The organism is Idiomarina piscisalsi (assembly GCF_002211765.1).
Classification (GTDB): Bacteria; Pseudomonadota; Gammaproteobacteria; order Enterobacterales; family Alteromonadaceae; genus Idiomarina; species Idiomarina piscisalsi_A.
The window spans coordinates 1,099,877-1,125,818 of sequence record NZ_CP022133.1 but is presented as its reverse complement, the minus strand read 5'-3'; the positions used below and the strand labels follow the sequence as shown (position 1 = coordinate 1,125,818).

Sequence of the window (25,942 nt, the reverse complement as noted above, 5' to 3'; positions counted from 1 at the left end):
ATGAAAAAAAGGCAACTGACGCTATTATTGCCCTAAATTCAAAAACAGCGGTAAAGACATGCTAAAACAACAACTTCGGGGAATCAGCTCATTGCTTACCAGCATCAGTCTCATTGGTGTTGTCGTAGGGATGACCAGTACCCTGTTAAGTTTACGTGCCACTATTGAAGACTTCGGCACACTGGTTACCGGTTTTATCATGTCAGCCTATTTCATTGGCTACCTGTTTGGGTCAACCCGTGCCCCTAAAGACATTCGTCGTGTTGGTTATATTCGATCGTTAGGCGGTCTGGCCGCACTCGCAGCAGCAAGTATCTTAGTCCAGGCTATTTGGGTCGACCCTATTGTCTGGTTTGTTATGCGTTTCATTACCGGCTTTGCTATCTCCGGTATTTTTGTGATTGTCGAAAGCTGGTTGAACACCATGGCGGACAACAAAAGTCGCGGCACGCTGCTTTCTATCTATTTAGTCATTATTTACAGCGGCTTAATTGCCGGTCAGCTCATACTGGGCGTTGCCGACCCGGCGGGCTTTGTCGCCTTTGCTATTGTGGCCCTACTTATTAACTTGGCGCTTATCCCTATTTTGGTCAGCGTGACCGTTGAACCGACCACTCATGAAAACAAAAAAGTGCCGGTTTCCCTGTTATTAAAAACGGTTCCGTTAGGGGTGGTAAACGCCTTTATCATGCAAGCCTGCTACGCAATGTTCTACGGCATTGGTCCCATGTACGCGTCTTACATTGGTTTGAGTGTTTTCCAAATTACTCTATTTATGGCGGCCTTTATTTTGGGCGGTCTCATTTCACAAACACCATTTGGTTTGCTGTCTGACCGTATTGACCGTCGTTTCGTTATTGCCATTTGTGCCGCTGGCGGTACCGCTATAGCTGTACTGCTTTCCCAGCTCGGTGCCTCTAACGCTATTTTAATTTACATAGCAGTTGGGCTATTGGGCGCCTTTATCTTGCCGCTTTACTCACTCGGCATGGCGCACACCAATGACTATCTGGAAAAAGATCAAATGGTTGGCGCCACTGGAGCCATTATCAAAATTGGTGGTGCGGGCTCTATCATTGGGGCACCAGCCGTTGCCGCACTTATGCAGTTTGGTGCCATTAATTTCTTCTTCTTATTATTGGCCAGTCTTACCGCGCTAGTCTGTTTATATACGCTGTACCGCGTCACTCGCCGTGCAAAAGCAGAAGACCAGTTGCACAGCAACTTCGCTATTTTGGCTCCGTCACAAACCTCTGACGAGCTATTAACATCAATGGCGGAAGAAGCGCCTGAAAGTCCAGAAGAAGACGAAGAAGAAGAGGATAGCGAAATCGAAAGTAACGCTATCCTCCGTTAGCCAGAAGATTATTTTGCCGCCAGTAAGTCGTTGACCCATTCAGCGGCTTGCTGGAGTATCGCATCTAAATGCTCGTCACTGACAAAGCTCTCAGCGTAGATCTTATAAACCGGCTCAGTGCCTGAAGGTCGCGCTGCAAACCAGCCGTTCTCTGTGGTCACTTTAATGCCGCCAAACTGTGCGTCGTTCCCTTTGGCTTTGGTGGTAATATCGGTCACGGCTTCGCCAGCAAGCTCCGGTAACTTCACTTTATAGGCACGGATACCTTTAAAGCCCTGGTTCATTTCAGCAGACGACGCGGTATCAACGCGGCGATAAAACGACGTACCATGCTGCTCGCACAATTCATCATAGTACTGACTGGGGTTTTTGCCGGTCATTGCCTGAATTTCAGCAGCCAGCAAGGCTAAGACAATGCCGTCTTTGTCGGTTGTCCAGGTGTCACCATTGCGATCCAACATGGTTGCTCCGGCACTTTCCTCACCGGCGAACGCAATGCTCTGGTCGGCTAAACCTTCTGCGAACCATTTGAAACCCACCGGTACTTCCATCAGTTTACGGTCATTCGCAGCAACAACACGGTCAATCATTGCACTGGATACCAGCGTCTTGCCAATAGCGGCCTCGGCGGACCAGGAGCGGTGCTTACACAAATAGTCGATAGCGACCGATAAATAATGGTTCGGATTCATTAAGCCATGTGTTGGCGTCACAATACCGTGGCGGTCATAGTCCGGGTCGTTCCCCATTGCTAAGTCGTATTTGTCTTTTAGCTCCAACAAGGACGCCATGGCATGAGGTGACGAGCAGTCCATACGAATTTTCTCGTCTTTGTCGAGCGACATAAAAGAAAAAGTGGCATCCACTACCGCATTTTTTACGTCGATATTCAGGCCATAATGCTCAGCAATTTGCAGCCAATATTTTGCGCCCGAGCCGCCCATCGCATCGACGCCAAGCGTTAAGTTGGCTTTGGCAATCGCGTCCATATCAACGCAGTCAGTTAAATGCTCAATGTAGTCTTTGCGCCAATCCACAAAGGTCAGCCCGGGATGCTCGAGAACATCTTCGCTTTCGCACGTGTTCACGCCAATAAGACCGGATGACAGCAGCGCATTCGCATATTTTTCAATCGCTCTTGTGGCATCGCCGCCAGCAGGCCCACCGTGGGGCGGGTTATATTTGAAGCCGCCGTCTTGTGGCGGATTGTGCGACGGCGTAATAACCACACCGTCGGCCTTAGCATTGTTTTTCTTATTCCATTGAATAACCGCCCGGCTCAGCACCGGCGTCGGCGTATAATCGTGCTCTGCCTGAACATGCACTTCCAGGCCGTTACCTAAAAACACATCCAACGCACTTAAGTAAGCCGACTCTGACAGCGCGTGCGTGTCTTTAGCCACAAAAATAGGGCCGGTAATGCCCTGCTCTTCACGGTAGGCACAAATAGCCTGTGCTATCGCTAAGATATGCGCTTCGTTAAATGAGCGCTTCAGTGAGCTGCCACGGTGCCCGGACGTGCCAAAACTGACTTTCTGATCAGCTTTACGAGCGTCAGGTTCGTACACATAGTAAGCACTGGTCAACTGTGCAATATTGGTTAAATCATTAGCTTGCGCCAACTGCCCGGCGCGGGATGAATGTGCCATTATAAAAAATCCCTTATTTTTTCTGCGTCGGCAGCGCTGTAGCCTAATGCCTTTGCTACCTGCGTCAGCATTGATTTTTTCTTGGTCGTATTGGTGTTGGTTATCACCCAAAACGGCGCATCGGGTATTTGCTTCGGATTGGTGCTGTTACCCGTACTCAGCAGCGCATCTTCACTACGGGCAAAGTACTGGCGGTCACGACCGCGTATGTCCAGCACCTCGGCAAAACGGTCAGTGTGACTTTTGTACAGCATGCTTAATATGTATAAAAAGCGAGCCACCACACTTTTTTGGATACGCACGTCCTGCTCATTTAAGCGATTAAACACGCTGTCAACTTTCGCCTTTTCTGGTTTGGAAGGCACCGGCTTACTGGCTTTTTCAACATTCAGCAAACGCCGCAAAATATCCGAAGCGCTCTCACCAATTTCCTGAGTGTGGCTTGCTATATAGGTGTACAAATCGTCGTCAATGTCTATCCGTTTCATTATTTATGACCGACCTCTAATAAACCATTAGGTATGGCTTTGTCGCTTGCATCGGCATCACAAAGCCTTGAAAATAGAACGCAAAGTTTATCACTAAAGGCGACTCGATGGCAGACTCTAAACAATTGAATCATGAAACGCTTGGTAACTCTAAAAACCCTGCAGTCATCATCATTCACGGACTTTTTGGCGACAAAGACAACCTGAAGCGTTTAGCACGTGATCTTGAGCCCGACTTTTACTGCGTGTTGCCCGACGTCAGAAATCACGGCGACTCATTTCACAGCAACGACATGACCTATCCCAGCATGGCCAAAGACATTATTGCGCTTGCCGACGACCTGAGCCTCGAGTCGTTTCATTTAGTCGGTCACTCGATGGGTGGAAAAATTGCTATGGAAGTTGCTATGAGCGCTCCCAAACGAGTGTTGTCAGCGGTGTTCGCCGATATATCGCCTGCGGCTTATGAAGGCACCCATGACCGCATTATGGAGGCACTTTGCGCGCTTGACCTGTCACAGGTGAACAGTCGAGGTGACGCCGACAAACAACTAGCCGACGCCATTGCCGAAAAAGGGGTGCGGCAGTTTCTATTGAAAAATTTAAAACGTACCGACGACGGCTACCAGTGGCGCCTGAACCTGAATGCGCTTAAAGAGTGCTACGGCGACATATCCGGTGCGGTGAGTGAAAAGACTTACGACGGAAAAACGCTTTTCATTAAGGGCGGAAACTCGAATTATCTGACAGAAAAACACGAAGCCGCCGTGAAAAAACGTTTTTCCAACGCATCCGTTAAGGTTATTGATGACACAGGTCATTGGCTGCATGCCGAAAAACCACGGATATTTAACCGTTTAGTGCATGACTTTCTAACGGCCTGAGGTCGCTAATTTACCGACTTTATGCTATTCTACGGCGGCTTAAAACAAGTCCCGTAATAGTCGCAGATTCCAGCAAGGAGTAGTTGTATGTTGGCTGAATATTATGAACAACTGGAAATTCTTGGCACCAATATCACGCTGGGAATTCTCTTCTTGCTAATTGGTCTGGCGATACGCGACGTTTTAAAACGCTCCTCGGTACCCAGGTTTGGCCAAATTATTGTTTGGTTAGTCCTATTTCTGGGCTGCTTTGGCTTCATTGCCAAAGGCATTATTCAAGTCCTGTGGGAGTCAGGTATTTAAAAATTATTTACGTCACTGAATGCGGTTCGTTATTCAAAGTACACGCAAATCCATTCAGTATTGTTGATTCGTATAAACAGGTGAAAATAATTTATGGCAACGGTTGGAATTTTCTTTGGTAGCGACACAGGCAACACAGAAGCTGTCGCTCAGATGATTCAAAAAGAGCTTGGAAAAAAGCTGGTCGATGTAAAAGACATCGCTAAATCCAGCAAAGAAGACATTGCCAGTTACGATTTACTGCTGTTCGGTATCCCGACGTGGTACTACGGCGAAGCTCAGTGCGACTGGGACGACTTCTTCCCAGAGTTAGAAGAAATCGACTTTACCGACAAATTAATCGGTATTTTTGGTTGTGGCGATCAGGAAGACTACGCAGAATACTTCCTTGACGCTATGGGTATGGTGCGTGACATTGTTGAAGCCAAAGGCGGCATCATTATTGGTCACTGGCCAACCGAAGGCTACAACTTTGAAGACTCTAAAGGTTTGGTCGATGACGCTCACTTTGTCGGCCTGGGTATTGACGAAGACCGTCAGCCAGAACTGACGAAAGAGCGCGTCACTAAATGGTGTCAGCAAGTCTACGAAGAAATGTGCCTGGCAGAACTGGCAAATGACAGTTAATACAGGGTATGCTGTTAACTAAGTTTGACTGAGATTAAGAATAATTATGGCGAGTAACGACGAACAGTTAAAAAAAGCAGGCTTAAAAGTCACGTCTCCACGCATGAAAATTCTGGAGATTCTGAAAAAGCCAGAGAACCAGCACATTAGCGCTGAGGACGTGTACAAAATCCTGCTTGAGCAAAAAGACGAAATCGGCTTAGCCACGGTTTATCGTGTTCTGAACCAGTTTGACGATGCGGGCATTATTACTCGCCACCACTTTGAAGGTGGTCGTTCGGTTTTCGAGCTGAGCGCTAAAGAGCACCACGATCATCTAGTGTGTCTAACCTGTGGCCATGTCTTCGAGTTTGAAGACGACGTCATAGAGGAACGTCAGGAGAAGGTAGCCGCAGCTAATAAGCTAACGCTGACCAACCACAGTTTGTATTTGTACGGTGAATGCCAGCGTGGCGAAAACTGCGAATACAAACTGGCCATAGAGGCGGAATAGTATGGCATTGCGATGGCTCATTTATGGTGCCTACGGGTATTCAGGAAAGCTCATCGCACATCAAGCCAAACGACGCGGTTATCACCCAATTCTCGCCGGTCGTAATGAAGCGTCACTGGAGCCAGTGGCGCGTCACCTCGAATTTGAATACCGCAGTTTTTCACTCGACAATATCGACACGGTAAAAAGCCAACTGACCGATGTCGACTTAGTTCTGAACTGCGCTGGTCCATTTAGCAAAACGGCCGCTCCGCTTATTCAAGCGTGCATTGATACCCAAACACACTATCTGGATATAACCGGGGAAATTGACGTATTTGAGTATGCACACTCCAAGCATCAAAAGGCCAAAGAGGCGGGTATTGTGCTGTGTCCCGGTGTCGGCTTTGACGTTATTCCTACCGACTGTGTGGCGGCGCGTTTAAACGCACAAATGCCGGAAGCGACGCATTTAAAGCTCGGGTTCGATTCCGGCTCTCGCATGAGTCGCGGTACTGCTAAAACCAGTATTGAACGCCTCGGTCGTGGCGGCGCTGCACGTGTCAATGGGCAAATTGTCGATGTACCGCACGCCTGGCATTCGCAATGGATAGACTTTGGTAATGGTAAAAAATGCGCCATGACCATTCCATGGGGCGACGTTTCAACTGCCTACTACACTACGGATATTCCCAACATTGAGGTGTACATTCCGGCCAGCCCGCGTTTGGTTAAGAAAATGCGCCGCATGAACTGGTTCCGCCTTGTCTTTAACTGGAAGTGGGTGCAGCGTAAACTGAAGCAAAAGCTCGAGTCTCAGCCAGCCGGTCCGGAAGAGAAAGAACGAAAAGACAACCCGACCTATGTTTGGGGTGAAATTTCTGATAGTCGCGGCAATACAAAAGAGCTGCGAGTGAAAGTGAAAAATGGGTACTCGTTAACGGCCGAAGGGGCTGTTGAGTTGGCTGTACATACCTTAAGCCAGAAACACACAGGGGGCTTTTACACCCCCTCTCGTTTATACGGCGCTAAGCTACTGGACCAATTTACGATTCAGTAGCCTGTTGCTGCTCTATTTTCGCCCAGCTGTCGCGTAAGCCGACCGTTTGGTTGAAAATAAGACGCCCTTCTTTCTCGGCATCTGTATCTAAGCAGTAGTAACCCAGGCGTTCAAACTGGAAGTTTTCACCCAGTTTTGCATTTTCCAGGTTCGCTTCCACAAAACCTTTCTTAATAATCAAAGACTCTGGGTTCAGCGTCGAGAATAAGTCTTCTTCGGCAGCCGGGTTTGGCACCTGGAATAAGCGGTCGTACACGCGGAACTCCGCTTCTTTCGCTGTTTCTGCCGATACCCAGTGAATGACACCTTTGACTTTACGACCGTCCGCCGGGTCTTTGCCCAGCGTATCTGCGTCGTAGTGGCAGTAAATGGTCGTGATATTACCGTCAGCGTCTTTTTCGACTCTATCAGCACGAATAACGTACGCATTTCTTAAGCGCACTTCTTTATCCAACACCAGGCGTTTAAACTTCTTATTCGCTGACTCGCGGAAGTCTTCACGCTCTATCCACAGTTCGCGGCTGAAGGTAACGTCTCGCTCGCCCATTTCCGGCTTATTCGGATGGTTTGGCGCATTCAGTGACTCGGTTTGGCCTTCCGGATAGTTTTCAATAACCACTTTAACCGGATCCATCACTGCCATTGCACGCGGCGCATTTTCGTTTAAGTCGTCACGGATACAGGCTTCAAGCATGCTCATTTCAACCTGGTTATCCATTTTCGTGACACCAATACGACGACAGAACTCGCGAATAGACTCTGGCGTATAACCACGGCGGCGCAAGCCGGCAACGCTAGCAACACGCGGATCGTCCCACCCCGTGACTTTGCCTTCTTCTACCAGCGTATTAATAATGCGCTTGCTCATGACCGTGTATTGTAGGTTTAAGCGCGAAAACTCAATTTGCTGCGGGTGGCAGTCAATGCTGATGTTGTCCAACACCCAGTCGTACAGACGACGATTGTCCTGAAACTCCAACGTACATAAAGAATGCGTAATGCCTTCCAGCGCATCGGAAATACAGTGGGTAAAGTCGTACATTGGGTAGACACACCATTTGTCACCGGTTTGGTGATGATGTGCAAAACGCACACGGTAAATCACCGGATCACGCATACACATAAACGGCGAGCTCATATCGATTTTGGCACGCAGCGCCGCTTTACCTTCTTCGTACTTACCTGCGGTCATGTCGGCAAAGTGCTTCAGGTTCTCTTCCACTGAAGTATCACGATACGGACTGTTTTTACCCGGTTCTTTCAAGGTGCCACGCATTTCACGCATGTCTTCCTGCGACGAAAAGTCGACATAGGCTAAACCTTTCTCGATAAGCTCTACCGCGTAGGCATGCAGCTGATCGAAGTAATTTGACGAATAACGCGGATCGCCTTCCCACTGATACCCAAGCCACTCAACGTCCTGCTTAATCGAATTAACGTAGTCGACCTTCTCTTTCAAAGGGTTGGTATCGTCAAAACGTAAGTTACACGTACCGTTGTAGTCTTCCGCAATGCCAAAGTTCAGCACGATTGATTTGGCATGACCAATATGCAGGAAACCATTCGGCTCCGGCGGAAAACGGGTATGCACCGTTGAGTGTTTACCACTGGCCAAATCTTTATCGATGATTTGGCGAATAAAGTTACTGGGACGAGAATCGGTATCAGCCATTAAATTGTTGTCTCCGCTACAGAATGAACACGGGAAATTAGAAAGGCGCTATGATCGCAGGTTATCGCCGCCCTGACAAGGCAGACGCACATTAAAAAACTGATAAAAGCGGCGCAATTGCTGTTGTGCGACCGACGCATCTACACGAGTGAAACGCACTTTTTGGCCCGGCTGTAATTGCGCCAACTTTCCTAAGTCGACCGGGTTAATAACACCCAGCTTGGGGTAACCACCCAGCGTTTGTCGATCGTGCATCATAATAATGGGCTGTCCGTCTGAAGGCACCTGTACCGAGCCAATGTTAATTCCCTCTGAAACCAAGCCCTTTTCCGGCGTTTCCAGCGATTTACCAGCTAAACGAATACCCATGCGGTTACTGTCTTTACTGACTTCAAAGTCTTCGTAGCAAAAGGCTTCTCGTGCCGACATTGGGAAGTCGTCATACTGATAGCCTGGGATAAGCCCCAGCACGGGTGTTTTTGTATAGTCACTGCGGTAAGCCCAGCTCACACGCCTGGACGGCTGCGGTGTGTCACAGTGAAAGCGCAGGCTATCGCCGCTCTGTAACGCCGAGCCGTCACCCGACAAGCCGCCCACACTGTCGCGCTCAACGGTAGCGCAACTGCCCCATTTCGATTCAACTTGAAAGCCCCCTTGCACCGCCAGATACAAGCGTAAACCGGCTTTCGCGTAACCTATCTTCAAACGCTGACCGGCTTTCACTTCAAAATTTTGCCACAGGGTTAGCGGTTCATCGTCCAGGTGCGCATCGGCATCAGCGCCAGTCAATGCAAAACAACCGTCTTGCTGAAACTCAACTTCCAGACCTCCTAAGATAATTTCCAACTGTGCTGCGTTAAAGTTATTACCAAGCAACCGATTCGCCCATAAAAACGCATTCTCGTCCACCGGACCACCGCGGGTTAAGCCTTTGGACAAATAACCGAACCGGCCAAAATCCTGCACAACCGTTTTCATACCCGCATCAAGAACTTTCATCATGATAACGACTCCAGTGAGCCACCGGCTTGCTCAAATTCTTCTTTCGACACGGCTTTGAACTGCACTCTGTCACCTACTTTCATTGGGCTAATGTTGTCGGCTTTAGGGTCATAGAGGGTTTCTGCCGTGCGGCCAATAATGTTCCAGCCACCCGGTGACGCCGACGGGTACACCGCCGTTTGAGCCTCGGCTATGGCCACGCTGCCTGCTGGAACCTTGGTTCTTGGGTTATCTAAACGCGGCAACCGCAGCTTTTCGGGTAGCTCACCTAAATACGCGAAGCCCGGCGCAAAGCCCATAGCATACACCCGGTACTCTTGCTCGGTGTGTAATTGAATAATGTCATCAATCGACAAGGCGGTTTGCTCGGCCGCGCGTTCCAAATCAGGTCCAACGCTGGAGTCATAATAAACGTCAATGGTATGCAGCGTGCTCTCTGCGGAAGCGTTGTCTGCAAACCCATTTTGCGCTAGCTCATCAACAAGCTGTCGTACCTGTTCACGCAGCTCGTCTTCAGAAAGTGACAGTACGTTGTAGTAAATCATTAGTGAGTTGTAGGAAGGAACCAGATCGTAGAGTTTGTCACCTAATGATTCGCCCACACGAGTTGTTAACGCCATGACCCTGTCGTTAACTGTTGGATCAATCCCTTCGCCCAGATACACCAAAATGGCGTCAGCGCCGGCGGTGACTATTTTTGGAAAATCGCTTTCTGCGTTACTCATCACTTCCTTTTACTATCTGTCTCAACTGTTTCACGGTGTCAATGGCTCTTGGGTTGTCACCATGCACACATAACGAATCAATTTGAATACTCAGTGACGTGCCGTTAACACTGGTAATGGGCTTACCTTCAGTAAACGCTTGTGCCTGCTCCAGCATCGCGTCTTTATCGCTGTGTACGGCATCGTCGTGCTTACGCGAGCGAAGCTTGCCGTTGTCGTCATAGGCACGGTCAGCAAAGCCCTCAAACCACAAGGTCACACCAAACTGTGCGGCGCGTTCTTTCCAGGCATGGTTTTCCGGCGTCGCCATCATCATAAGCGGCAACTCGTCGTTACCTTGTAATGCCGCAATTGCCTGACATACCGCGTCGAACAGCGGACCGTCGTTCAGCATGTCGTTATACAGTGCACCGTGTGGCTTTACGTATTCCACTTTGGCACGCTCTCCGGTACAAATCCCCTGTAACGCCCCTACCTGATACTGCACCATTGCGGTAACTTCTTCCGGCTTACAGGCCATGTGCCGACGCCCAAAACCGACCAGATCAGGGTACGCTGGGTGCGCACCAATTTTAACGCCATACTCCTTCGCCAAACGCACCGTATTTTTCATGGTTAGCGGGTCGGACGCATGAAAGCCACAGGCAATATTCGCACAATCTATATGCGGCATAATGAGCTCGTCGGCACCCATTGTCCAGGCACCGAAGCTTTCACCAATGTCTGCGTTAAGCGTTACTTTCTTCATTTACGACTCTTTATTTATGACTTTTTCTCTTTCTCTGAACTGCGTGCTTCTATGTCACCTAACAGGCGCGTCAAACTGACCGCAAACAAATACAAGCCAATACCGACAGCGCCTAACTGCAGAGGCGGCAACGCCAGCACAAACAGCTGGTGTTTCACATAAACCGCCACACCACCAATAATGCCCATGGTCGTTATCGCGCTAGCAACTAACACGACTGGTGGTAACCACGACAACAACCAACGAAATTTCAGCAGCGCACACACACCGCCCAGTACCACACCCCAGGCAATAGGTAAGCCCAGCTGATACCAGCCCAGGTTGTAGTCTGCAATAACACTAATGAGCTGTTCTTGAGTGGCTGAATAGAAAAATAGCCCCACTGCACCGGCTAAAATGACAATCCGCTTTTTTAAATCCATGAATAATTCCCGATGTCCTAATTAGGCTCTTAAACAAAGAGGCTGATAATAAAAATAATAATCGCAATAATGGGTATCCACAAAATAGGTGACTGATACCATTTCAACGGCGCTGTCTGGCCTTTTGTGTCCAGCGAGCTCAGCGTTGGTTGGCGGTACAGCCAAATAATGCCCACCAACATCAATGCCGCACCGGCCAAACGAACATTGGTATCGTTGTCACTTACCACACCCAAAACCGCCATTAACAGCCCGGCTATTAGTATTAAAAGAGCCAATACTCTTTGCCACATACATCCCCGCGTTTTGTTCTTATAGTTGTTCTTGTTGTTAATCGCTTTATACTAATCGTTTTCCTGTAATGACTCTATACTGTATCAGCTTCTGAGGCCATATGTTAAAACGAATTCTACTACCAATTGCCGCCATTATTATTACTGTCGGCGTTATTCTCGGCAGCGCGGTTATTTATCAAAAAACGACCATGCAGCCCGACTTACCCACCGATGAAGACTGCGATATTCAGCAGCTGGTGAATAATGGCGACGGTTCATTAGAAGCGCATACTTATTGGTGTGAGCGTGGTAGCGACAAGCAGTGGCAAGGACATGAAGTGTGGCTTTATGAGCCGCGTGTCGAAAAGTGGCAACGCTTACTAACGACCGAGCACGACGGCTGCATGAAATTAACGCTGAATGAGCAGCAATTGGACATTAACCACGATGGCGACCGCGCTGATATGAACTTAGTGGAACCTGTATTTTTGTATAACGACGCCAACGGAGTGAGTCAGTCACTGTCGGTGCAGGTGTCTACCGCCGGCGACGCCATTTGTTCTGGTGAATAACCGAGAGTTAAGCCAGCTTTAACACCCATTTCAATGGCAGGCGTTTCATTAGGAATGCCATTAACGCCCAGGGCCAGTAAGGGACATAAGCTTTTACTGGCTCTTTATTAATGGCTTTTGCCAGTAAGCGACAACCTGTTTCCGTATCCACCATGAATGGTGTGTTTTTCACTTTTTCATTAATTTCAGAGCGAATGTACCCTGGATAAATGGTCGACACTTTTATCGGGCTATTACTGCCGTAAGTTTTCATTAAATCCGCACGAGTACCTTCGGTTAACGACGCCAGCCCGGCCTTGGTTGCTGCATACACCGTCATGGCCCGTGGCATACCACGGAAGGCACTCATGGACGAAATAGTCACTAAATGCCCGCCTTTTTGCTCGCGCAGAATCTCCATAGCCGCTTCACATTGCGCCAACGCCGCCACAAAGTTGGTTTCTGCCGTGGCTTTATTCGCCTCGAAGTAACCCGTACCTAACGCCGCACCTTTGCCCATACCCGCGTTAATAATAAAGCGGTCAATGTGGCCCTGCTCTTGTTTGAACTCCTGAAACACTCGGAATACGTCTTCGTGGACGTTTACGTCCAGCGTTTTAATGCTGACGGTTATGCCTGAGTGCTTGTCTTCCAGCTCGGCTTTGAGGGCTTCTAAGCGATCTAACCGACGGGCGCACAGACACAAATTTTTGCCTTCAGCAGCAAACTCACGTGCCATACCCTGCCCTAGGCCTGAGCTGGCACCGGTAATTAAAATGGTTTTCCGTTCTTGCGGCATTATTGAGCTCTCTTTTTATTATAATTCGTTACGCTTTTGCGATACGGCGACGGCAGCGCCACAGCAAATAGTTCACCAAAAACCAGAAGTTCTTAAAGGCTTTGTTCGTGGTTTGTTTATGGTGGTACCGATAGTAAATTTGCTGCGCAATAACCGCCAAGCGGAACAAGCCAAACACCTCATAAAAGGCAAAATCTTTCACCTTAGTGCCAGTGCGTTCGCAGTAATAATCGATAATTTCTTTGCGCGTTAGCATGCCCGGATAGTCGCTGGGTTGGCGTTTGGTCGCGCGCGCCACTTTGTCATCGCCCGCTTCTATCCAGTACGCCAGCGAATTACCCAAGTCCATTAACGGGTTGCCTAGGGTCGTCAGCTCCCAGTCGAGAATACCGATAATATCGGTTGGGTCTTCCGGATTCAGAATCAGGTTATCTAACCGAAAGTCGTTATGAACCAGGCATATTTTTTCGTTCTCTGGCTGATTTTCTTGTAGCCAGCGCATGACTGACTTAGCCCCAAACACATTCCAGGTTTTCGCCTTTTCATAACGGCTGCACCAGCCATTGACCTGACGCTCGGTATAACCTTTACCTTTGGCTATTTTACGAAGCCTTGTGCTGTCTAAGTCGACATTATGCAATTCAATAAGCTTGTCGAGTGCATTTGTACAAAGCTGGCGAGCCTGCTCGGCGGTTAAGTCCAGCCCTTTGGGAAAACGGCGGCGCGGAATAATGCCAGTAAGGTGCTCCATAACGTAAAACTCAGCACCAATAACCGATTCGTCCTTGCAGTGCGCCAGCATACGGGGCACATAAGGAAACGCCGGACGCAAACGTTTTTGCAGACGGTACTCGCGCCCCATGTCGTGGGCTGACTTCGCTTTTGTGCCCTCCGGCGGGCGACGCAATACCAGCGCCAAACCGTCATAGTCCAAACGGTACGTCCAGTTCGACACACCGCCAGTGTACTGCGTAATTCTGAGTTCACCTCGGTTGTCCGGTAGCTCACTTCCTATGTTCTCAGCCAGCCAGTTGTCCAGTGCTTCAACCGGCAACGCTTCCTCTTCGCGAACCTCGCTAGCTTGATCCGTTATTGTTGACGCGTCAGTCATTAATACGCCCTTTCCACTGTTTTAATTCGTTTTTTGCAATGGTCGCACGGTGAACCGCATCGGGTCCATCGGCAATACGTAGTGAACGAGCCACCGTCAGTAAGCCCGGTAGTGGTGTGTCGTGGCACATAGATGCGCCACCAAACAGCTGCATGGTTTCATCCACCACTTTCTGCAATACGTTAGGCGCCACCAGCTTAATGGCAGATATTTCCTTAATGGCTTTCATAGCGCCAATATTGTCGATTTGCCAGGCGGCGTGCAGGGTCAATAGACGCGCCTGATCAATGGCCACACGCATATCCGCCAACCGCTCACTGTTGCCGCCCAGCTTCAATAACGGTTCGCCGAAGGCAATGCGTGACGTACCGCGCTCAATGAATAGCTCCAGCGCCCGCTCTGCCGCGCCAATAGCGCGCATGCAATGGTGAATACGCCCCGGGCCTAAACGCCCCTGCGCAATTTTAAAGCCCGCCCCGGGACCGACTATAATGTTCTCTTTGGGTACACGCACGTTGTCGAACACCACCTCACCATGACCATAAGGCGCGTCGTATTCGCCTAACGCGGGCAGCATGCGCTCTATATTAACGCCCGGAGTGTTTAGCGGTACCAAGACCATAGAATGACGATGATGTTTGTCAGCGTCTTCGTCGGTCAGCCCCATCACAATAGCGACTTCAGCCTCAGGGTGCCCTAAACCGGTACTCCACCACTTACGGCCGTTAATAACCCAGTCGGAGCCATCGGCAACGATGGTGGTTTGCATATTGGTGGCATCGGAGGACGCGACATCAGGCTCTGTCATACAAAACACCGAGCAAATGTCGGCGTTTAAAAGCGGTGTTAACCACTGCTCTTGCTGCGGATCATCACCAAAATGATACAGCACTTCCATATTGCCGGTGTCGGGCGCGTTACAGTTGAACACCTCAGGCGCTAACAGGCTACGGCCCATACGCTCGGCTAACGGCGCGTATTCCAAGGTTGTTAAGCCTGCACCCAGTTCGTCGTCCGGCAAAAACAGGTTCCAAAGCTCCTGCTCTTTCGCTAACTGCTTAAGCTCCGCCACCCTTGGCGGCACCTGCCACTCACGCCAGTTCGGCGTGCTATTCAGCCGATAATTCTCTTTTTGATACTGGTCTTCATACGGCTCGATATACTCACGCATAAACGCGTCAAGCCGCGCCAAGTAGTCCTTTGTTTTCGCACTGTAGGAAAAGTCCATAATGCCCGCTCCCAACGAATAATTAACAGCATTGTAGACTTGAAACAGTTGGTGGTACAACCAGAGTTAGAGGGGGAGCAAAACAAATGATCTGAGTTTGGGGGTGCTGCCGCCTTTCAGCCTAGATATTCGTATAAATTATTCTCAGAACCGTACAATTCTATTGTCTCTTTGAATCTGAAACCAATAATTTCTAGCAGCTTATTTGATCTAACGTTTTCGGGAAGGGTGACAGCAACAACTTCGTCGACTGAACAGGTTTTCATAACGGTCTTTAAGGTATTTTCCGCAGCCTCTCTCGCATAACCTTTACCGCTGTATTCTGGTAAAAAAGCGTAGCCTAAATCCGGATTTTCCAATTCGTCTCGCTTCAATAAGCCACACATGCCAATTGGTGTACGGGGTTCTTTTAGGCACACCAAGTTAAGGCCGAAGCCGTGTTTCTCATAGCTAGCCATAGGGCCAGCTTTAAGATAGTTAATTGCGTCTTCGTGCGTACGAACGTTTTTATCGCCGATGTACCGGATAAATAAGTCATCGTTGAGTATGCGGGTAATAAAAGGTGCATCGCGTAACTCAAACTGCCTTATAGATAATCGTTCTGTTTCACAGAGTACTTTCATAAGGCCGTGCTCTCCGATTGTTTTACTGACGTTATAGCAGTCACACAGTTTTAGCAAAGCGCGGTAAGCCCGATCCTGTCATTTTAAGACCATCACGCATATTAAGGCCCATCAGTACTAAATTGACTGCACCAGCGACTAATTCAATTCCTTGCACGATATAAAACGTTGTATCAAAGATACCAGAGGTTGCCCAAATACTTAAAAATATTGCACATGGCGTGAGAATGAACAGCCCGTTTAACGCAATGAATGGCATCCGTTTTTTCTTGACGTTAACCAGTCGCCCTTTTCTGCTTTTTCCAAGAGAAAAACCGCTACCAGCGACGATTACCATAGCCGGAATTAAAATGAATAACCCAGGGGTTACGATTAAAGATTTTGTTGACGCGATCATATCGAGCGAACCAAACAACTCAACAATAATTGTTGATATAAAGAAAACCGCGATGCAGAGCGTCGCTACTACGGCGGCGAGTAAGTGTATTTTCCGTTTCATAAATTACCTTCTTGAGCCATAATGACAACATATTGTCATTATGGAGTAAAGCAATGCAGCACACGCAAAAAGGCAGCAAGCTAACGGAAGTCTTTCTGGAAGTTTTTAAACTGAATGGGCTATTGGTGACGACTGGTGATCAACTCATTAAAGATCTGGGAGTCACCAGCGCTCGTTGGAAAGTTCTTGGAGCACTTTCTTACAACGAAAGCACTATGACGGTGCCAGATATCGCAAGAGCAATGGGACAGACAAGACAAGCGATACAACGACTCGTTAATGAGATGATGGACGACGAGTTGCTTGAAACACTCGATAACCCAAAGCATCGGCGAGCAAAACTGATAAGGCTCACCCACAAGGGACAAGAGACGTTTAGAAAAGTGATGGAAAAACAAATACCGTGGGTCAACGCCATGGCCCAGGAAATAAAAGAAGAAGACCTAAACTCTGTTGCAGCTACATTAAAGCTTTTAAACGACTACTTGAGTTAGCGTTTTGGTAAAAACCGATTACTATTTGGGTGTTTCATAGGACAAACTTTTTACACCCACGGCTTTATAACGGAGGCGAACCTTCAACGAAGAACCGTAGGTTTTCCCCTAGCAGCTTGTTATGTGCTTGCTAACCAGTTGATACGCTCGCTATAGGCACGTATTACTAATTATTGCTTTTTGTTTTTCTATTTCACTCGTGTTTTTATCTTCTTCGGCTATGGCTAAGTCAACTTTAGCCTGAGCACACTTATCAGCCAGCTCTTGACGCGCGAGGTAACTTTGATCTTTTTGATATTGCATCATACCTTCCACACCAGAGTATTGGTCTCTCGCCTCAGGCGATCTATCTTTTTGATACGGTGGTGCTTGAGTTGCCCCGCAAGCCGATAGCAAAACTATCAGAGTTACTGGAATTAATTTACTAAACATACTTGATACTCCTTGTATATATATATCGCCAATGATAAGCGGCGCCCGACTAGACGTCCGGTGGACGGCCACAGGCCGGAACGAACTTGATTGACTTATTACTTGTTGCCAGCGATTTCCCCCGAGACCTTTCTAATGCGGGAGTAATCGCTTTTCGCAAGCGCGTAACCACCAAAAGTTACGCCCCCTAAATATTCTTCGCAATCAAATCCGCTTTCAAAAGCCCACCTTTAGTAAACAGCTTGGCTGAGAATTTAGGGTTTCTGCGCGACTTATAAGCTTCCAGTATTTTCTTCAGGCCAGCCGCTTCTAATAGTGAAATATTCACTTCTGTATCCATTTCAGCGGACTCAACAAAGTCATTAGAAAAGCTAGGGGCAACAATGAGCACTTGTGCAACTCGCTTACCAGCACCTTCGCAGCGGGTGACGTAGGCTTTCACTTGTCGAGAGGTCGTTGAGTACTTAGCAAAGTCCCCTTTCTTCGAGGTTTTCGCTTCGCCGATAATAATATCGTCTTCACTCAATGACAGCAGGATGTCAGCTTTGTCTTTGGCGGTATTAATGTCGCGGCGCAAATCTTCGTCAACCGTTAAGCCAAGCTCTTCAAATATGGCCTTGGTGACTTCTTCAAACTTAATGCCGATGTCGGCTTCGGCTATCTCAATATTCTTCTGCTTCAGTGCTGCTAAATCGCGCCTTGCTAGGGCTTCGTAATTCTCTACCAGCTTGTCTGTCGCATCCGCAAAGCTTTCAAGAATCACCTGTCTTGGGTCGCCTCTGCGCGTTATACCCATATCAGACTTCAGGCTCTTTACCTGCTCGTTCGACAGCATAAACAGGATATCGTATGGGGTTATCGCAAGCGCGCGAAGCTTTTCAACGTCTATGTCCTGATTAGGCTCAAGCTCAAACTCGTCCTTTGCCATTTTCGGCAATTGCGGAAGGTGCTGGCTTAGCGTTGAAAACAACGACTTGTACCCGGTTGCCGATAAAATATTAAATTCATGCTCTGTAGAGGAATTCAGCGCGCCAATAATTAGGCTGCAACGCTCCTCGAGAGTAGTGCCAAGCTTTTCTAGTGCAAGCTGCAAGTCATCAATAAGTGTTTTCAAACGCTCTTTTTTCTCAGTCACGCCGGACTGTTCGCCGTGCATGTCATGACTCAGAATTTGACTGACCGATAAGCCCATTTTGAAAACGGTATCAATTTTATCGTCACGACTGACACCGCGAATACGCTTGTCATGGCTTTTCAGAATATTTGAGAGCTCTGCATCAGAGAATGTCCGCAGTATTCGCAGAAGATGCTTGTCGGCAAGCTCTTTAGATTGAATACGGTGCAACAACGCAACTATTTCATCGGGCACATAAACGGTCTGATGCTTCTTAGATACGAAAACAATGCCTATTTCACGTAGCTGGTTCAGACAGTCAGAAACGCCCGTTTTGGGAATGGGATCAATTAAATGCTCAATGGCAACACGGTTGTCGGCAGTAACATCCAGTTTGTGAGCGAGCACATTCAGTATTCCGCGTTCCTCATCGGTAATTTTACCTTCGCGGTTCGAACGCTCGTCATTATGCAGTGCCTCGTTCAAACAGGCGTAGTAAATGCCCAGACGTTTCGGTTCGTCATAAACCTCTGTTTGTTCAGCTTCATCGAAAAGCGTTTTCAAGCTCTTCGCCTGAGCGTCAATTTGCTTCCATTCTTTTTCGTACAGCTGTTCTATCCAGGAAACACGTGCCACACAGTTGCCGTCACGACTAAGAATATTCACCAAAAGCGCGGCCTGAACCCCACTTAATGCAAGTTGTGACTTTACTTCTTTTTGGAAAAGCGGCTGAGCAAGCCTGAATAGTTGGGTAACTTCACCACTGGGAGCATTTTTGATTTGACCATCAATGTTCTTGAACTGTTTTGCCACTTGCTTGTTGTGGGAGCTGGCTTCCGTGCATATGCGGTCAAGAAAGTTAATGAATTTGGATTTTTCAATTTGATTAACAGTAGACAGAACATTGGAGAGTTTCATTACGTACCGTTCCTTGGTTAGGTCAATTATTCACCAATTACGTTACTCCTTTATAACAATATTGCAACCCAAGGTTACGAAGCTGATTTTAATTGAACAATATAGAAGGCCTCTAAGAGCTAAGACGATAAATTTATAATATGATGTTTAAATTAATCGATAACGCTTACGAGAAAACGAATAATGGACGAATTAATCGCGAACGGATTCACCAACTTGGTTGAACACTATAAACAATCAATGAATGTATTCCGTCCCTGTAAACCCGGTGGCGAAGTAGTTGAACAAAATTTAGTAACCGCGTTTTTGATGGGCTGTTTAAAAAAGGCACCAGAAGCTCACTGGGGTTTAGAAATTCCGTTTGTGGGCGAGAAAACATTGCCAGTTCACAATGCCAATTCAGGCCATGCTAATGACGGATTTGACCTCACTAGTAAATCAATCCTCTCTAAGAAATGGAGAAATCATTTAGACGGCTACATTTACGCTAATGAAACCCTGTATTTAATCGAAGCAAAACGCGACTACCCCGCAACAGGGTTTTTAAAACAGATTAAAGCCGATTATGACCGCCTTCATTCAAAGCAACTCGCTCTAAGCTTTCATTCAATGCTTCATCGGCCAAGTATATATGGAAAACCATTTGGAAATATAAAACAGGTTAAGGCGGTATTACTTGCGGACACTTGGCGTCCAACCAACTTCAAGCTATGGGAGGATGCTTTTTACAAACCGAGAGGTCATAAAAATGCTTATGACTTATCTTGGTTAAATGCAATGCAAAGACGAGCATGTGAGTTAGGCTTTAAATCCTCTCAATCCGCTAGCGAGTCTTATTCCCTATTAATTGCTCAGACGGATGAGCTGTTGGGTAGTAAAGAGATTATTAATAATGGACTTTGATTTATACACTGACTTTATAGAACCTTTTTACGGTGAAAACACGCATTTATTGTCGTCGGTAAAAAGTCTCATACGAGAACTAGAATTAAGTCAGGCTGACTACTGCTTTGCAGGTGATTTGCCTTTTTCACTTTACTGCGTTCAGCAAATGACCACAGGCTTGGATATTTTTATTGCCGAGCCACATTGGCACCTTTTTAAGACACAATACCCCCACTCCGATACTGAGAATACCATTAGTATTACTGAGGAGCTGGTACCGTTTGCAGATAAAGCAAAGTCGTTGGTTTTCACTATAAACTTAATAAAAATTTCTGAAGAACAATTGAGTCAACTCGATCTCGAATACACACTCAGTGCGTTTTTGACGAACAGTCTCCCCGTTGTCGCTGAACACAAGTTGCCAACGATGGTTACAATACTTAAAAATAAACTCAATCTGTCCGGTTCAAAATCTATGCACTTTGACGCACGGTTGTTGCAAGCAAAAGAAAAACACGAATTAGGAAAAGTTGACTCAGGTTATGCAATGTCTTGGGGAGAGCTTCAAGCTCTTAAGCAAAAGACTCAAAAGCAGTAGGTATTAATTTTGTGGCTTTAAATGAAATGCCACAAGCGTACCTTTCGTCTAGAATACGAACCTTACCACCATCAAAGTGAAAGCTCATCCATGAGCTTCAATCACTAAACTTTGAAACGACTGACAAGCGTCCGCAAAGTATTTGCTGTTTCTGCCAGCTGGCCGCTCGCAACAACGGTTTGCTCAACTGAATGATCACTGCTTTCCGCAATATCATTGATTCGTGTGACGCTGGCATTAATTTCTTCCGCCACGGAGGATTGCTCTTCGACTGCTGTAGCTACCTGTGTGTTAGTGTCTTTTATCGACGCTACCGATGCCATTATTTGCTCTAAGGCCACAACGGTATTATCACCTTCAGTTACTGCTTCAGAGGACTTCTGCTGGTTTCCTTGCATAACCTGCCCTAAGTCCTTAGTGCTGTTCACAATGCTGTCGATAATTTTTTCTATTTCGACGGTAGAAGTCTGTGTTTTTTGTGCCAGTGTTCGAACTTCGTCTGCAACAACTGCAAAACCTCTTCCAGCTTCACCGGCACGAGCAGACTCAATAGCGGCATTTAACGCCAGTAGGTTTGTTTGCTCGGCAATATTTCGGATAACTTCAAGAACACTAGCAATAGCACCGCTGTTATTTTCAAGCTCCGTCATACCTGTAGCCGCTTGTTCGACGTCATCAGCTAACTGATTAATTCGTTGCACACACGACTCGACCGTTTTTTTCCCGATACTTGCGGTTTCACTGGTTTGTTCTGCGTTCGTTGCTGCACTGTTAGTATTTCGTGCAATTTCTTGAATTGAAGTGGCCATTTCGTTAACTGCCGTTGCCACTTGGTTCAATTCGTCCCGCTGCTGCCGGACCCCTTGTTTTGTTTCACCAGCAATAGCATTCAGCTCGTCAGTTGCGGTCGCCATTTGTATTGCTGCATCGGTCACTTCTTTTACTAAGTCCTGAATTTTGCTAACAAACCGATTGTAGCTCTCTGCCAGCTCGCTGAGCTCGTCTGAACCTTCAGTATCCAAACGGCGCGTCAGATCACCTTCACCTTCCGCAATATCATTCAAATTTCTCACCGTCGTACGGAGGGGGCTAACAATACTTTTTGCCAACCAAGACGCGATAAGCAACGAAACAGCAATGCCTACAATTGCCAGAACAATGACGAAAGTACGTGTTGATGCAATGCTATCGGCGTAATATTCGCGATTCATGGCAATTTCCAAAACCGCTATCGGATTCCCGCTGAAGTCATCAATAACTCGAGTGTAAGTGGCATACGGCGTGTCGCCTATTTCGTTGTATCCAATTTTTTCGTCCCCACGCCATGCTTGCATTACACTCTCGCCATTTACCAACGTTTTTCCATTTATCGTGCTAGCAAGGACATTCGTTTTGCTTCCTTGTACTCCATGAATAGCGAGCTTTGCTCCATAGTCCTCTGTAAATAGTTCAGCGAATGCATCACCAAGGTTTAACCCAAACTCAATAGAGCCTCGATGTTGGCCTTGACTATTAATTGGATAAAGGCCCCGAATACCTATACCCGCAACACCGCCATCTAATCCTTTCACGGGTTGCTTCGTCTCGTTTACCGCTACTATAGTCGGTCTTAAGGAGGTTAAATCGTCACCGTACTTTTCAAGCCTATGAAGGCGCAGGAAAGAGCGGGCTGGAGGTGTATGGAATTGAAACTGGGCAATACCGTAGTCTTCATGCAGAACGTCATAAATACCGCTGTAGGTGTTGATTAAGCCCTCCCTATCACCTTGCGCTAAAGTTTCCGCTGTATCTGGATGTAGTGCGACAATAGCACTCATTCCCTCAGCGAAGCGAGCTCGAGTATCAATTTGCGAGCGTGCGGCTTGGTATAAGTTTTCAAGCTCTCTTTGCTCGGCTTCTCGAATGACCGAGTTAGAATTAACCAAATAAAATACCGACATCGCGACAATAATTACGGTTACCACGACACCAAAGCCAACGGCAAGTCGCGTTCCGATATTTATATTTCTGAACATAGAAGCTCCGAATTTTCGTATTCTTGGTAAGTTATCGTTCGTTTATAAGAAAAATATAGAAAAAATAAGAATAAGTTGCACAGCTTGGTTTAATGCGTTGCCAGTTAGTCTACGGTAGAATGGTCGCTCCTATCACTAATATTTGCCCCACTACATGACATTTTCTGATCTCAAACTTTCCCCTGAAACACTTACTGCCCTTTCACGTCAAGGTTACAGCAAACCCACGCCCATTCAGGCACAGGCTATTCCTTTGGTGCTAGCAGGGAAAGATGTCATGGCGGCCGCGCAAACAGGCACGGGAAAGACAACGGCTTTTACGGCACCTATTTTAGAGCGCCTGAAAGGTAACGAACGTGCCAAAGCCAACACAGCACGTGCGCTTATTTTAACGCCAACTCGTGAGTTAGCGGCTCAGGTAGGCGAAAACGTTGCAAACTTAAGTGCGGGTCTGCCATTGAATTACACGGTGGCGTTTGGTGGTGTGAAAATTAATCCGCAAATGATGAAGCTTCGCAAAGGCGTGGATATTCTGGTGGCAACGCCGGGCCGCCTGCTGGACTTATACAAACAAAACGCGATTCGCTTTCCTAAGTTAGACGTTCTGGTGCTGGATGAAGCCGACCGCATGCTCGACATGGGCTTTATTCACGACATTAAGAACATTATTAAGTTACTTCCGGCTAAGCGCCAAACTCTTCTGTTCTCGGCAACCTTCTCTAACGACATTCGTGCGCTGGCTAAAGGCTTGCTGAAAAGTTCGGTCGAAATTTCGGTGGCACCACCCAACGCCACTGCCGAGCCAATTGAGCAAACTGTGTATGAAGTACAAAAAAGCCAAAAGCTGGGTCTGTTATTAAAGCTATTGAAAAGTCTGGAGTTACGCAAAGTGCTGGTATTTTCACGCACTAAACAAGGCGCTAACCGGTTAGTTAAGCAGCTGGATAAAGCCGGCTTCTCGGCAGCGGCTATTCACAGCGCTAAAAGCCAAGGCGCCCGCACTAAAGCGTTGACTGACTTTAAAGGTGGCAAGGTGCAAGTGCTTGTAGCAACTGACATTGCCTCACGCGGCATTGATATTGAAAAGCTGCCGTACGTGATTAATTACGACCTTCCCCACGTTGCTGAAGACTACATACACCGTATCGGTCGAACCGGTCGCGCCGGTCAGGCTGGCCATGCTATATCGCTGGTTACAGGCGAAGACGCTGACGCCTTGAAAGCGATAGAAGAACTTATAGGCGAACGGATTGAGCAGCGTGAGTTATAACGATTTGCCCGGTAAATAGTCCTTTACATTGGTAGAGGGTTTACCAAAAAGATACCCCTGGAAATGCTGACAGCCCATATTTTGTAAACGCTTGAACTGCTGCTCTGTTTCTACGCCCTCCGCAATAACGGTAAGGTTCATGCTGCGACCCAGGCTAATAATAGTTTCCGCTAACAAAGCGCCTTTACTGTGCCGACCTAAATCATTCACAAAAGCTCGATCAACTTTTAGCTCATTGAGAGGCAGACGCGTTAAGTAAGCTAAAGATGCGTAACCCGTGCCAAAATCATCCAAAGAAAAAGACACACCAAGTTTGCGCAAACTCTCCATTTGTTCAACAACGTCATCTATATCTTCCGCTAAGAGACTTTCTGTCAACTCAAACCGCAATTTACTGGGGGTTGCTCCACTGCTATTGAGTATATTTTTAACGCGCTCGACAAAATCCCCTCGACGGAACTGCAGTGAGCTGACATTGACAGAAATCCCCAAGTGCTCAAACGCCTTTTCCTCGTTCCAGTGAGCAAGCATTTGACAACTTTTTTCCAGAACCCAATCGCCAATACTTATAATGCTTTCAGTGGCTTCTGCAATCGGAATAAAGTCGTTAGGAGAAACGGCTCCCAGTTCTGGATGCTGCCAGCGCAGCAAAGCCTCAAAACTGACAGTCTCACCCTGCGCATTGACCTGAGGTTGTAAAGCTAACGCTAACTCGTTGTTCTCGACAGCATGATTAAGGGCTTGTGATATTTCTAAGTGCTTTTTTACAGAGGACTCCATTTGCTGATCGAAAAAGCTAATATCAATGGTGTTGGAACGCTTCGCCATTTTGAGGGCGATGTCTGCCTGACGCAACAGCTCATCCGCAGGTGTTGCCTCAGGGCAACGAAAAAGCGTAATACCGATACAAGCGTCAACTTGGTGTGATCGCCCATCCAAAAGCATCGGTGTTTTTAACGCTCGAATAATTTGCTCTCCCAGCTGCTCAGCCTCAGTTGCCGCTATATCTAAAGATGGCGCAGTGCATGGTAGAAAAACAGCAAATTCATCTTTACCAAGACGAGCTAAAGCATCTTGAGAAGAGCTAAAACGTTGCAAACATTCAGCACAATTTAAAAGAACCTGATCACCAATTTCATAGCCTAGGCTCTCATTAATACTGTGAAAGTTATCAATGTCGACAATAAGTAAAGCCGCAAACGAGCTTTCAACGGTTGTATTACGCGTTACGCTAGTTATCCGTTCAAGCATTAAACGTCGGTTAGGTAGATCGGTAAGCGAGTCGTAATAAGAAAGCCGTTGGACCTCTGCTTCAGCCATTTCTAATGAACGCATATCCGCATCCATACAGAACATGATGGGTTCATCATTCGGTAGTGAAACGACGGTGTGGCTTGAATAGACTGGCACAGTGGTGCCATCCTTATGTTTTAGGTTCAGTCTAGCCGGCGGAATGCCCTCTTCGTTGTCAAACATCCAGGCAACGGCTCGCTTGACCTCATCGCGCATCTCATGAGGGATAATTAAGTCATACAGGCTGCGCCCAAGCGCTTCGCTCGTGGAATAACCGTATATTCTTTCTGAAGCGGCATTCCAATAAACAACTGAACCGTCTACGCGATAGCCTTGAATAGACATAGCTTGTGTATCATCAAAGAGCTTATGGAACCGTGCTTCGCTAGTTTGCTTGTCGCGGTTATTCGTCATAGAAATTGACCGTT

The 25,942-nt window shown here is 47.3% G+C and carries 28 protein-coding genes; 11 read left to right on the top strand and 17 right to left on the bottom strand.

The features are described 5' to 3' along the window. The first annotated feature begins 58 nt into the window (after positions 1-58). On the top strand, positions 59-1,357 hold the full coding sequence (locus CEW91_RS05420) for an MFS transporter (RefSeq protein ID WP_088768016.1): 1,299 nt from the start codon (positions 59-61) through the stop codon (positions 1,355-1,357). 8 nt (positions 1,358-1,365) lie between these two features. Here the strand turns inward: CEW91_RS05420 and pgm are convergent, their stop codons facing one another. Together pgm and CEW91_RS05410 are read right to left on the bottom strand one after the other, a co-directional pair. Further along, complete coding sequence (gene pgm, locus CEW91_RS05415; RefSeq protein ID WP_088768015.1) at positions 1,366-3,006, bottom strand: phosphoglucomutase (alpha-D-glucose-1,6-bisphosphate-dependent); 1,641 nt, start codon at positions 3,004-3,006, stop codon at positions 1,366-1,368. Then, positions 3,006-3,494: a replication initiation regulator SeqA gene (locus CEW91_RS05410; RefSeq protein WP_088768014.1), complete on the bottom strand. Its 489-nt coding sequence runs from the start codon at positions 3,492-3,494 to the stop codon at positions 3,006-3,008. The genes pgm and CEW91_RS05410 overlap by 1 nt, the downstream gene beginning before the upstream one ends. A gap of 107 nt (positions 3,495-3,601) precedes the next feature. Between CEW91_RS05410 and CEW91_RS05405 the strand changes: the two genes are divergently transcribed. The 5 genes from CEW91_RS05405 to CEW91_RS05385 all read left to right on the top strand — a co-directional run bounded on the left by CEW91_RS05405 (position 3,602) and on the right by CEW91_RS05385 (position 6,840). Further along, complete coding sequence (locus tag CEW91_RS05405) at positions 3,602-4,378, top strand: alpha/beta fold hydrolase (RefSeq protein ID WP_088768013.1); 777 nt, start codon at positions 3,602-3,604, stop codon at positions 4,376-4,378. An 87-nt stretch (positions 4,379-4,465) separates the two neighbouring features. Further along, a complete protein-coding gene (locus tag CEW91_RS05400; RefSeq protein ID WP_088768012.1) occupies positions 4,466-4,681 on the top strand; it encodes a DUF2788 domain-containing protein in 216 nt (71 codons plus the stop codon). 93 nt (positions 4,682-4,774) lie between these two features. Then, positions 4,775-5,308, top strand: coding sequence for a flavodoxin FldA (fldA, locus tag CEW91_RS05395; RefSeq protein WP_088768011.1), 534 nt, complete (start codon positions 4,775-4,777; stop codon positions 5,306-5,308). Between the two features lie 46 nt (positions 5,309-5,354). Next, a complete protein-coding gene (fur, locus tag CEW91_RS05390; RefSeq protein WP_088768010.1) occupies positions 5,355-5,801 on the top strand; it encodes a ferric iron uptake transcriptional regulator in 447 nt (148 codons plus the stop codon). Between the two features lies 1 nt (position 5,802). Then, the gene (locus tag CEW91_RS05385; protein WP_088768009.1) at positions 5,803-6,840 is read left to right on the top strand and encodes a saccharopine dehydrogenase family protein; all 1,038 of its coding nucleotides are present in this window, start codon (positions 5,803-5,805) and stop codon (positions 6,838-6,840) included. Here the strand turns inward: CEW91_RS05385 and glnS are convergent. From glnS to CEW91_RS05355, 6 genes are read right to left on the bottom strand one after another with little or no spacing between them, the layout of a single operon-like run. Further along, positions 6,827-8,512, bottom strand: coding sequence for a glutamine--tRNA ligase (glnS, locus tag CEW91_RS05380; protein WP_088768008.1), 1,686 nt, complete (start codon positions 8,510-8,512; stop codon positions 6,827-6,829). The two genes, CEW91_RS05385 and glnS, sit on opposite strands and share 14 nt — an antisense overlap. 48 nt (positions 8,513-8,560) lie before the next feature. Beyond that, positions 8,561-9,514 carry a biotin-dependent carboxyltransferase family protein gene (locus CEW91_RS05375; RefSeq protein ID WP_088768007.1) on the bottom strand — a complete coding sequence of 318 codons (954 nt, stop codon included), beginning with the start codon at positions 9,512-9,514 and terminating at the stop codon, positions 8,561-8,563. Beyond that, positions 9,511-10,239, bottom strand: a complete 729-nt coding sequence (pxpB, locus tag CEW91_RS05370) for a 5-oxoprolinase subunit PxpB (RefSeq protein WP_088768006.1) — start codon at positions 10,237-10,239, stop codon at positions 9,511-9,513. The genes CEW91_RS05375 and pxpB overlap by 4 nt, the downstream gene beginning before the upstream one ends. Next, positions 10,232-10,987: a 5-oxoprolinase subunit PxpA gene (locus CEW91_RS05365; protein WP_088768005.1), complete on the bottom strand. Its 756-nt coding sequence runs from the start codon at positions 10,985-10,987 to the stop codon at positions 10,232-10,234. Before CEW91_RS05365 ends, pxpB begins: the two co-directional genes overlap by 8 nt. A 14-nt stretch (positions 10,988-11,001) precedes the next feature. Continuing rightward, a complete protein-coding gene (locus tag CEW91_RS05360) occupies positions 11,002-11,409 on the bottom strand; it encodes a hypothetical protein (protein WP_088768004.1) in 408 nt (135 codons plus the stop codon). 29 nt (positions 11,410-11,438) lie between these two features. Then, positions 11,439-11,744 (bottom strand): DUF3040 domain-containing protein, encoded by a 306-nt coding sequence (locus CEW91_RS05355; RefSeq protein ID WP_269766173.1) that lies wholly within the window; start codon positions 11,742-11,744, stop codon positions 11,439-11,441. A gap of 59 nt (positions 11,745-11,803) precedes the next feature. On the opposite strand from CEW91_RS05355, the gene CEW91_RS05350 reads away from it, so the two are divergent. After that, complete coding sequence (locus CEW91_RS05350; protein ID WP_088768002.1) at positions 11,804-12,256, top strand: hypothetical protein; 453 nt, start codon at positions 11,804-11,806, stop codon at positions 12,254-12,256. A gap of 7 nt (positions 12,257-12,263) precedes the next feature. On the opposite strand, the gene CEW91_RS05345 is transcribed toward CEW91_RS05350, so the two are convergent. From CEW91_RS05345 to CEW91_RS05325, 5 genes are all read right to left on the bottom strand, one after another. After that, positions 12,264-13,034 carry an SDR family oxidoreductase gene (locus CEW91_RS05345; protein ID WP_088768001.1) on the bottom strand — a complete coding sequence of 257 codons (771 nt, stop codon included), beginning with the start codon at positions 13,032-13,034 and terminating at the stop codon, positions 12,264-12,266. Between the two features lie 28 nt (positions 13,035-13,062). Beyond that, positions 13,063-14,145: a phosphotransferase family protein gene (locus CEW91_RS05340; protein ID WP_088768000.1), complete on the bottom strand. Its 1,083-nt coding sequence runs from the start codon at positions 14,143-14,145 to the stop codon at positions 13,063-13,065. Beyond that, entirely contained in the window at positions 14,138-15,373 is a 1,236-nt protein-coding gene (locus CEW91_RS05335) for an acyl-CoA dehydrogenase family protein (RefSeq protein ID WP_088767999.1), read from the bottom strand. Before CEW91_RS05335 ends, CEW91_RS05340 begins: the two co-directional genes overlap by 8 nt. 116 nt (positions 15,374-15,489) lie before the next feature. Further along, positions 15,490-15,996, bottom strand: a complete 507-nt coding sequence (locus CEW91_RS05330; RefSeq protein ID WP_088767998.1) for a GNAT family N-acetyltransferase — start codon at positions 15,994-15,996, stop codon at positions 15,490-15,492. A gap of 40 nt (positions 15,997-16,036) precedes the next feature. Continuing rightward, on the bottom strand, positions 16,037-16,495 hold the full coding sequence (locus CEW91_RS05325; RefSeq protein WP_088767997.1) for a hypothetical protein: 459 nt from the start codon (positions 16,493-16,495) through the stop codon (positions 16,037-16,039). Positions 16,496-16,548: 53 nt separating this feature from the next. On the opposite strand from CEW91_RS05325, the gene CEW91_RS05320 reads away from it, so the two are divergent. Then, entirely contained in the window at positions 16,549-16,989 is a 441-nt protein-coding gene (locus tag CEW91_RS05320; protein ID WP_088767996.1) for a MarR family winged helix-turn-helix transcriptional regulator, read from the top strand. A gap of 150 nt (positions 16,990-17,139) precedes the next feature. Here the strand turns inward: CEW91_RS05320 and CEW91_RS05315 are convergent, their stop codons facing one another. Both CEW91_RS05315 and CEW91_RS05310 read right to left on the bottom strand, forming a co-directional pair. Next, complete coding sequence (locus CEW91_RS05315) at positions 17,140-17,421, bottom strand: hypothetical protein (RefSeq protein ID WP_088767995.1); 282 nt, start codon at positions 17,419-17,421, stop codon at positions 17,140-17,142. Positions 17,422-17,608: 187 nt separating this feature from the next. Further along, a complete protein-coding gene (locus CEW91_RS05310; protein ID WP_088767994.1) occupies positions 17,609-19,453 on the bottom strand; it encodes a hypothetical protein in 1,845 nt (614 codons plus the stop codon). A gap of 183 nt (positions 19,454-19,636) precedes the next feature. Between CEW91_RS05310 and CEW91_RS05305 the strand changes: the two genes are divergently transcribed. Both CEW91_RS05305 and CEW91_RS05300 read left to right on the top strand, forming a co-directional pair. Next, positions 19,637-20,356, top strand: coding sequence for a hypothetical protein (locus CEW91_RS05305; RefSeq protein WP_088767993.1), 720 nt, complete (start codon positions 19,637-19,639; stop codon positions 20,354-20,356). Continuing rightward, on the top strand, positions 20,346-20,936 hold the full coding sequence (locus CEW91_RS05300) for a hypothetical protein (RefSeq protein WP_088767992.1): 591 nt from the start codon (positions 20,346-20,348) through the stop codon (positions 20,934-20,936). The genes CEW91_RS05305 and CEW91_RS05300 overlap by 11 nt, the downstream gene beginning before the upstream one ends. Positions 20,937-21,040: 104 nt before the next feature. On the opposite strand, the gene CEW91_RS05295 is transcribed toward CEW91_RS05300, so the two are convergent. Then, on the bottom strand, positions 21,041-22,951 hold the full coding sequence (locus CEW91_RS05295) for a methyl-accepting chemotaxis protein (protein ID WP_088767991.1): 1,911 nt from the start codon (positions 22,949-22,951) through the stop codon (positions 21,041-21,043). Between the two features lie 154 nt (positions 22,952-23,105). Here CEW91_RS05295 and CEW91_RS05290 point away from each other — a divergent pair, with 154 nt between their 5' ends. Continuing rightward, entirely contained in the window at positions 23,106-24,221 is a 1,116-nt protein-coding gene (locus tag CEW91_RS05290) for a DEAD/DEAH box helicase (RefSeq protein ID WP_088767990.1), read from the top strand. Here CEW91_RS05290 and CEW91_RS05285 read toward each other — a convergent pair. Then, on the bottom strand, positions 24,216-25,928 hold the full coding sequence (locus CEW91_RS05285; protein ID WP_088767989.1) for a putative bifunctional diguanylate cyclase/phosphodiesterase: 1,713 nt from the start codon (positions 25,926-25,928) through the stop codon (positions 24,216-24,218). The genes CEW91_RS05290 and CEW91_RS05285 overlap by 6 nt on opposite strands. Positions 25,929-25,942 lie beyond the last annotated feature (14 nt).

What these genes read in the sequence shown, in the direction of transcription:
- pxpB (WP_088768006.1), bottom strand. Translation starts at nt 10,239, where the DNA reads ATGAGTAACGCAGAAAGCGATTTTCCAAAAATAGTCACCGCCGGCGCT.
- CEW91_RS05315 (WP_088767995.1), bottom strand. Translation starts at nt 17,421, where the DNA reads ATGTTTAGTAAATTAATTCCAGTAACTCTGATAGTTTTGCTATCGGCT.
- glnS (WP_088768008.1), bottom strand. Translation starts at nt 8,512, where the DNA reads ATGGCTGATACCGATTCTCGTCCCAGTAACTTTATTCGCCAAATCATC.
- fldA (WP_088768011.1), top strand. Translation starts at nt 4,775, where the DNA reads ATGGCAACGGTTGGAATTTTCTTTGGTAGCGACACAGGCAACACAGAA.
- pgm (WP_088768015.1), bottom strand. Translation starts at nt 3,006, where the DNA reads ATGGCACATTCATCCCGCGCCGGGCAGTTGGCGCAAGCTAATGATTTA.
- CEW91_RS05340 (WP_088768000.1), bottom strand. Translation starts at nt 14,145, where the DNA reads ATGACTGACGCGTCAACAATAACGGATCAAGCTAGCGAGGTTCGCGAA.
- CEW91_RS05300 (WP_088767992.1), top strand. Translation starts at nt 20,346, where the DNA reads ATGGACTTTGATTTATACACTGACTTTATAGAACCTTTTTACGGTGAA.
- CEW91_RS05385 (WP_088768009.1), top strand. Translation starts at nt 5,803, where the DNA reads ATGGCATTGCGATGGCTCATTTATGGTGCCTACGGGTATTCAGGAAAG.
- fur (WP_088768010.1), top strand. Translation starts at nt 5,355, where the DNA reads ATGGCGAGTAACGACGAACAGTTAAAAAAAGCAGGCTTAAAAGTCACG.
- CEW91_RS05375 (WP_088768007.1), bottom strand. Translation starts at nt 9,514, where the DNA reads ATGATGAAAGTTCTTGATGCGGGTATGAAAACGGTTGTGCAGGATTTT.
- CEW91_RS05365 (WP_088768005.1), bottom strand. Translation starts at nt 10,987, where the DNA reads ATGAAGAAAGTAACGCTTAACGCAGACATTGGTGAAAGCTTCGGTGCC.
- CEW91_RS05310 (WP_088767994.1), bottom strand. Translation starts at nt 19,453, where the DNA reads ATGAAACTCTCCAATGTTCTGTCTACTGTTAATCAAATTGAAAAATCC.
- CEW91_RS05290 (WP_088767990.1), top strand. Translation starts at nt 23,106, where the DNA reads ATGACATTTTCTGATCTCAAACTTTCCCCTGAAACACTTACTGCCCTT.
- CEW91_RS05345 (WP_088768001.1), bottom strand. Translation starts at nt 13,034, where the DNA reads ATGCCGCAAGAACGGAAAACCATTTTAATTACCGGTGCCAGCTCAGGC.
- CEW91_RS05295 (WP_088767991.1), bottom strand. Translation starts at nt 22,951, where the DNA reads ATGTTCAGAAATATAAATATCGGAACGCGACTTGCCGTTGGCTTTGGT.
- CEW91_RS05330 (WP_088767998.1), bottom strand. Translation starts at nt 15,996, where the DNA reads ATGAAAGTACTCTGTGAAACAGAACGATTATCTATAAGGCAGTTTGAG.
- CEW91_RS05410 (WP_088768014.1), bottom strand. Translation starts at nt 3,494, where the DNA reads ATGAAACGGATAGACATTGACGACGATTTGTACACCTATATAGCAAGC.
- CEW91_RS05350 (WP_088768002.1), top strand. Translation starts at nt 11,804, where the DNA reads ATGTTAAAACGAATTCTACTACCAATTGCCGCCATTATTATTACTGTC.
- CEW91_RS05335 (WP_088767999.1), bottom strand. Translation starts at nt 15,373, where the DNA reads ATGGACTTTTCCTACAGTGCGAAAACAAAGGACTACTTGGCGCGGCTT.
- CEW91_RS05305 (WP_088767993.1), top strand. Translation starts at nt 19,637, where the DNA reads ATGGACGAATTAATCGCGAACGGATTCACCAACTTGGTTGAACACTAT.
- CEW91_RS05420 (WP_088768016.1), top strand. Translation starts at nt 59, where the DNA reads ATGCTAAAACAACAACTTCGGGGAATCAGCTCATTGCTTACCAGCATC.
- CEW91_RS05325 (WP_088767997.1), bottom strand. Translation starts at nt 16,495, where the DNA reads ATGAAACGGAAAATACACTTACTCGCCGCCGTAGTAGCGACGCTCTGC.
- CEW91_RS05285 (WP_088767989.1), bottom strand. Translation starts at nt 25,928, where the DNA reads ATGACGAATAACCGCGACAAGCAAACTAGCGAAGCACGGTTCCATAAG.
- CEW91_RS05405 (WP_088768013.1), top strand. Translation starts at nt 3,602, where the DNA reads ATGGCAGACTCTAAACAATTGAATCATGAAACGCTTGGTAACTCTAAA.
- CEW91_RS05400 (WP_088768012.1), top strand. Translation starts at nt 4,466, where the DNA reads ATGTTGGCTGAATATTATGAACAACTGGAAATTCTTGGCACCAATATC.
- CEW91_RS05320 (WP_088767996.1), top strand. Translation starts at nt 16,549, where the DNA reads ATGCAGCACACGCAAAAAGGCAGCAAGCTAACGGAAGTCTTTCTGGAA.
- CEW91_RS05360 (WP_088768004.1), bottom strand. Translation starts at nt 11,409, where the DNA reads ATGGATTTAAAAAAGCGGATTGTCATTTTAGCCGGTGCAGTGGGGCTA.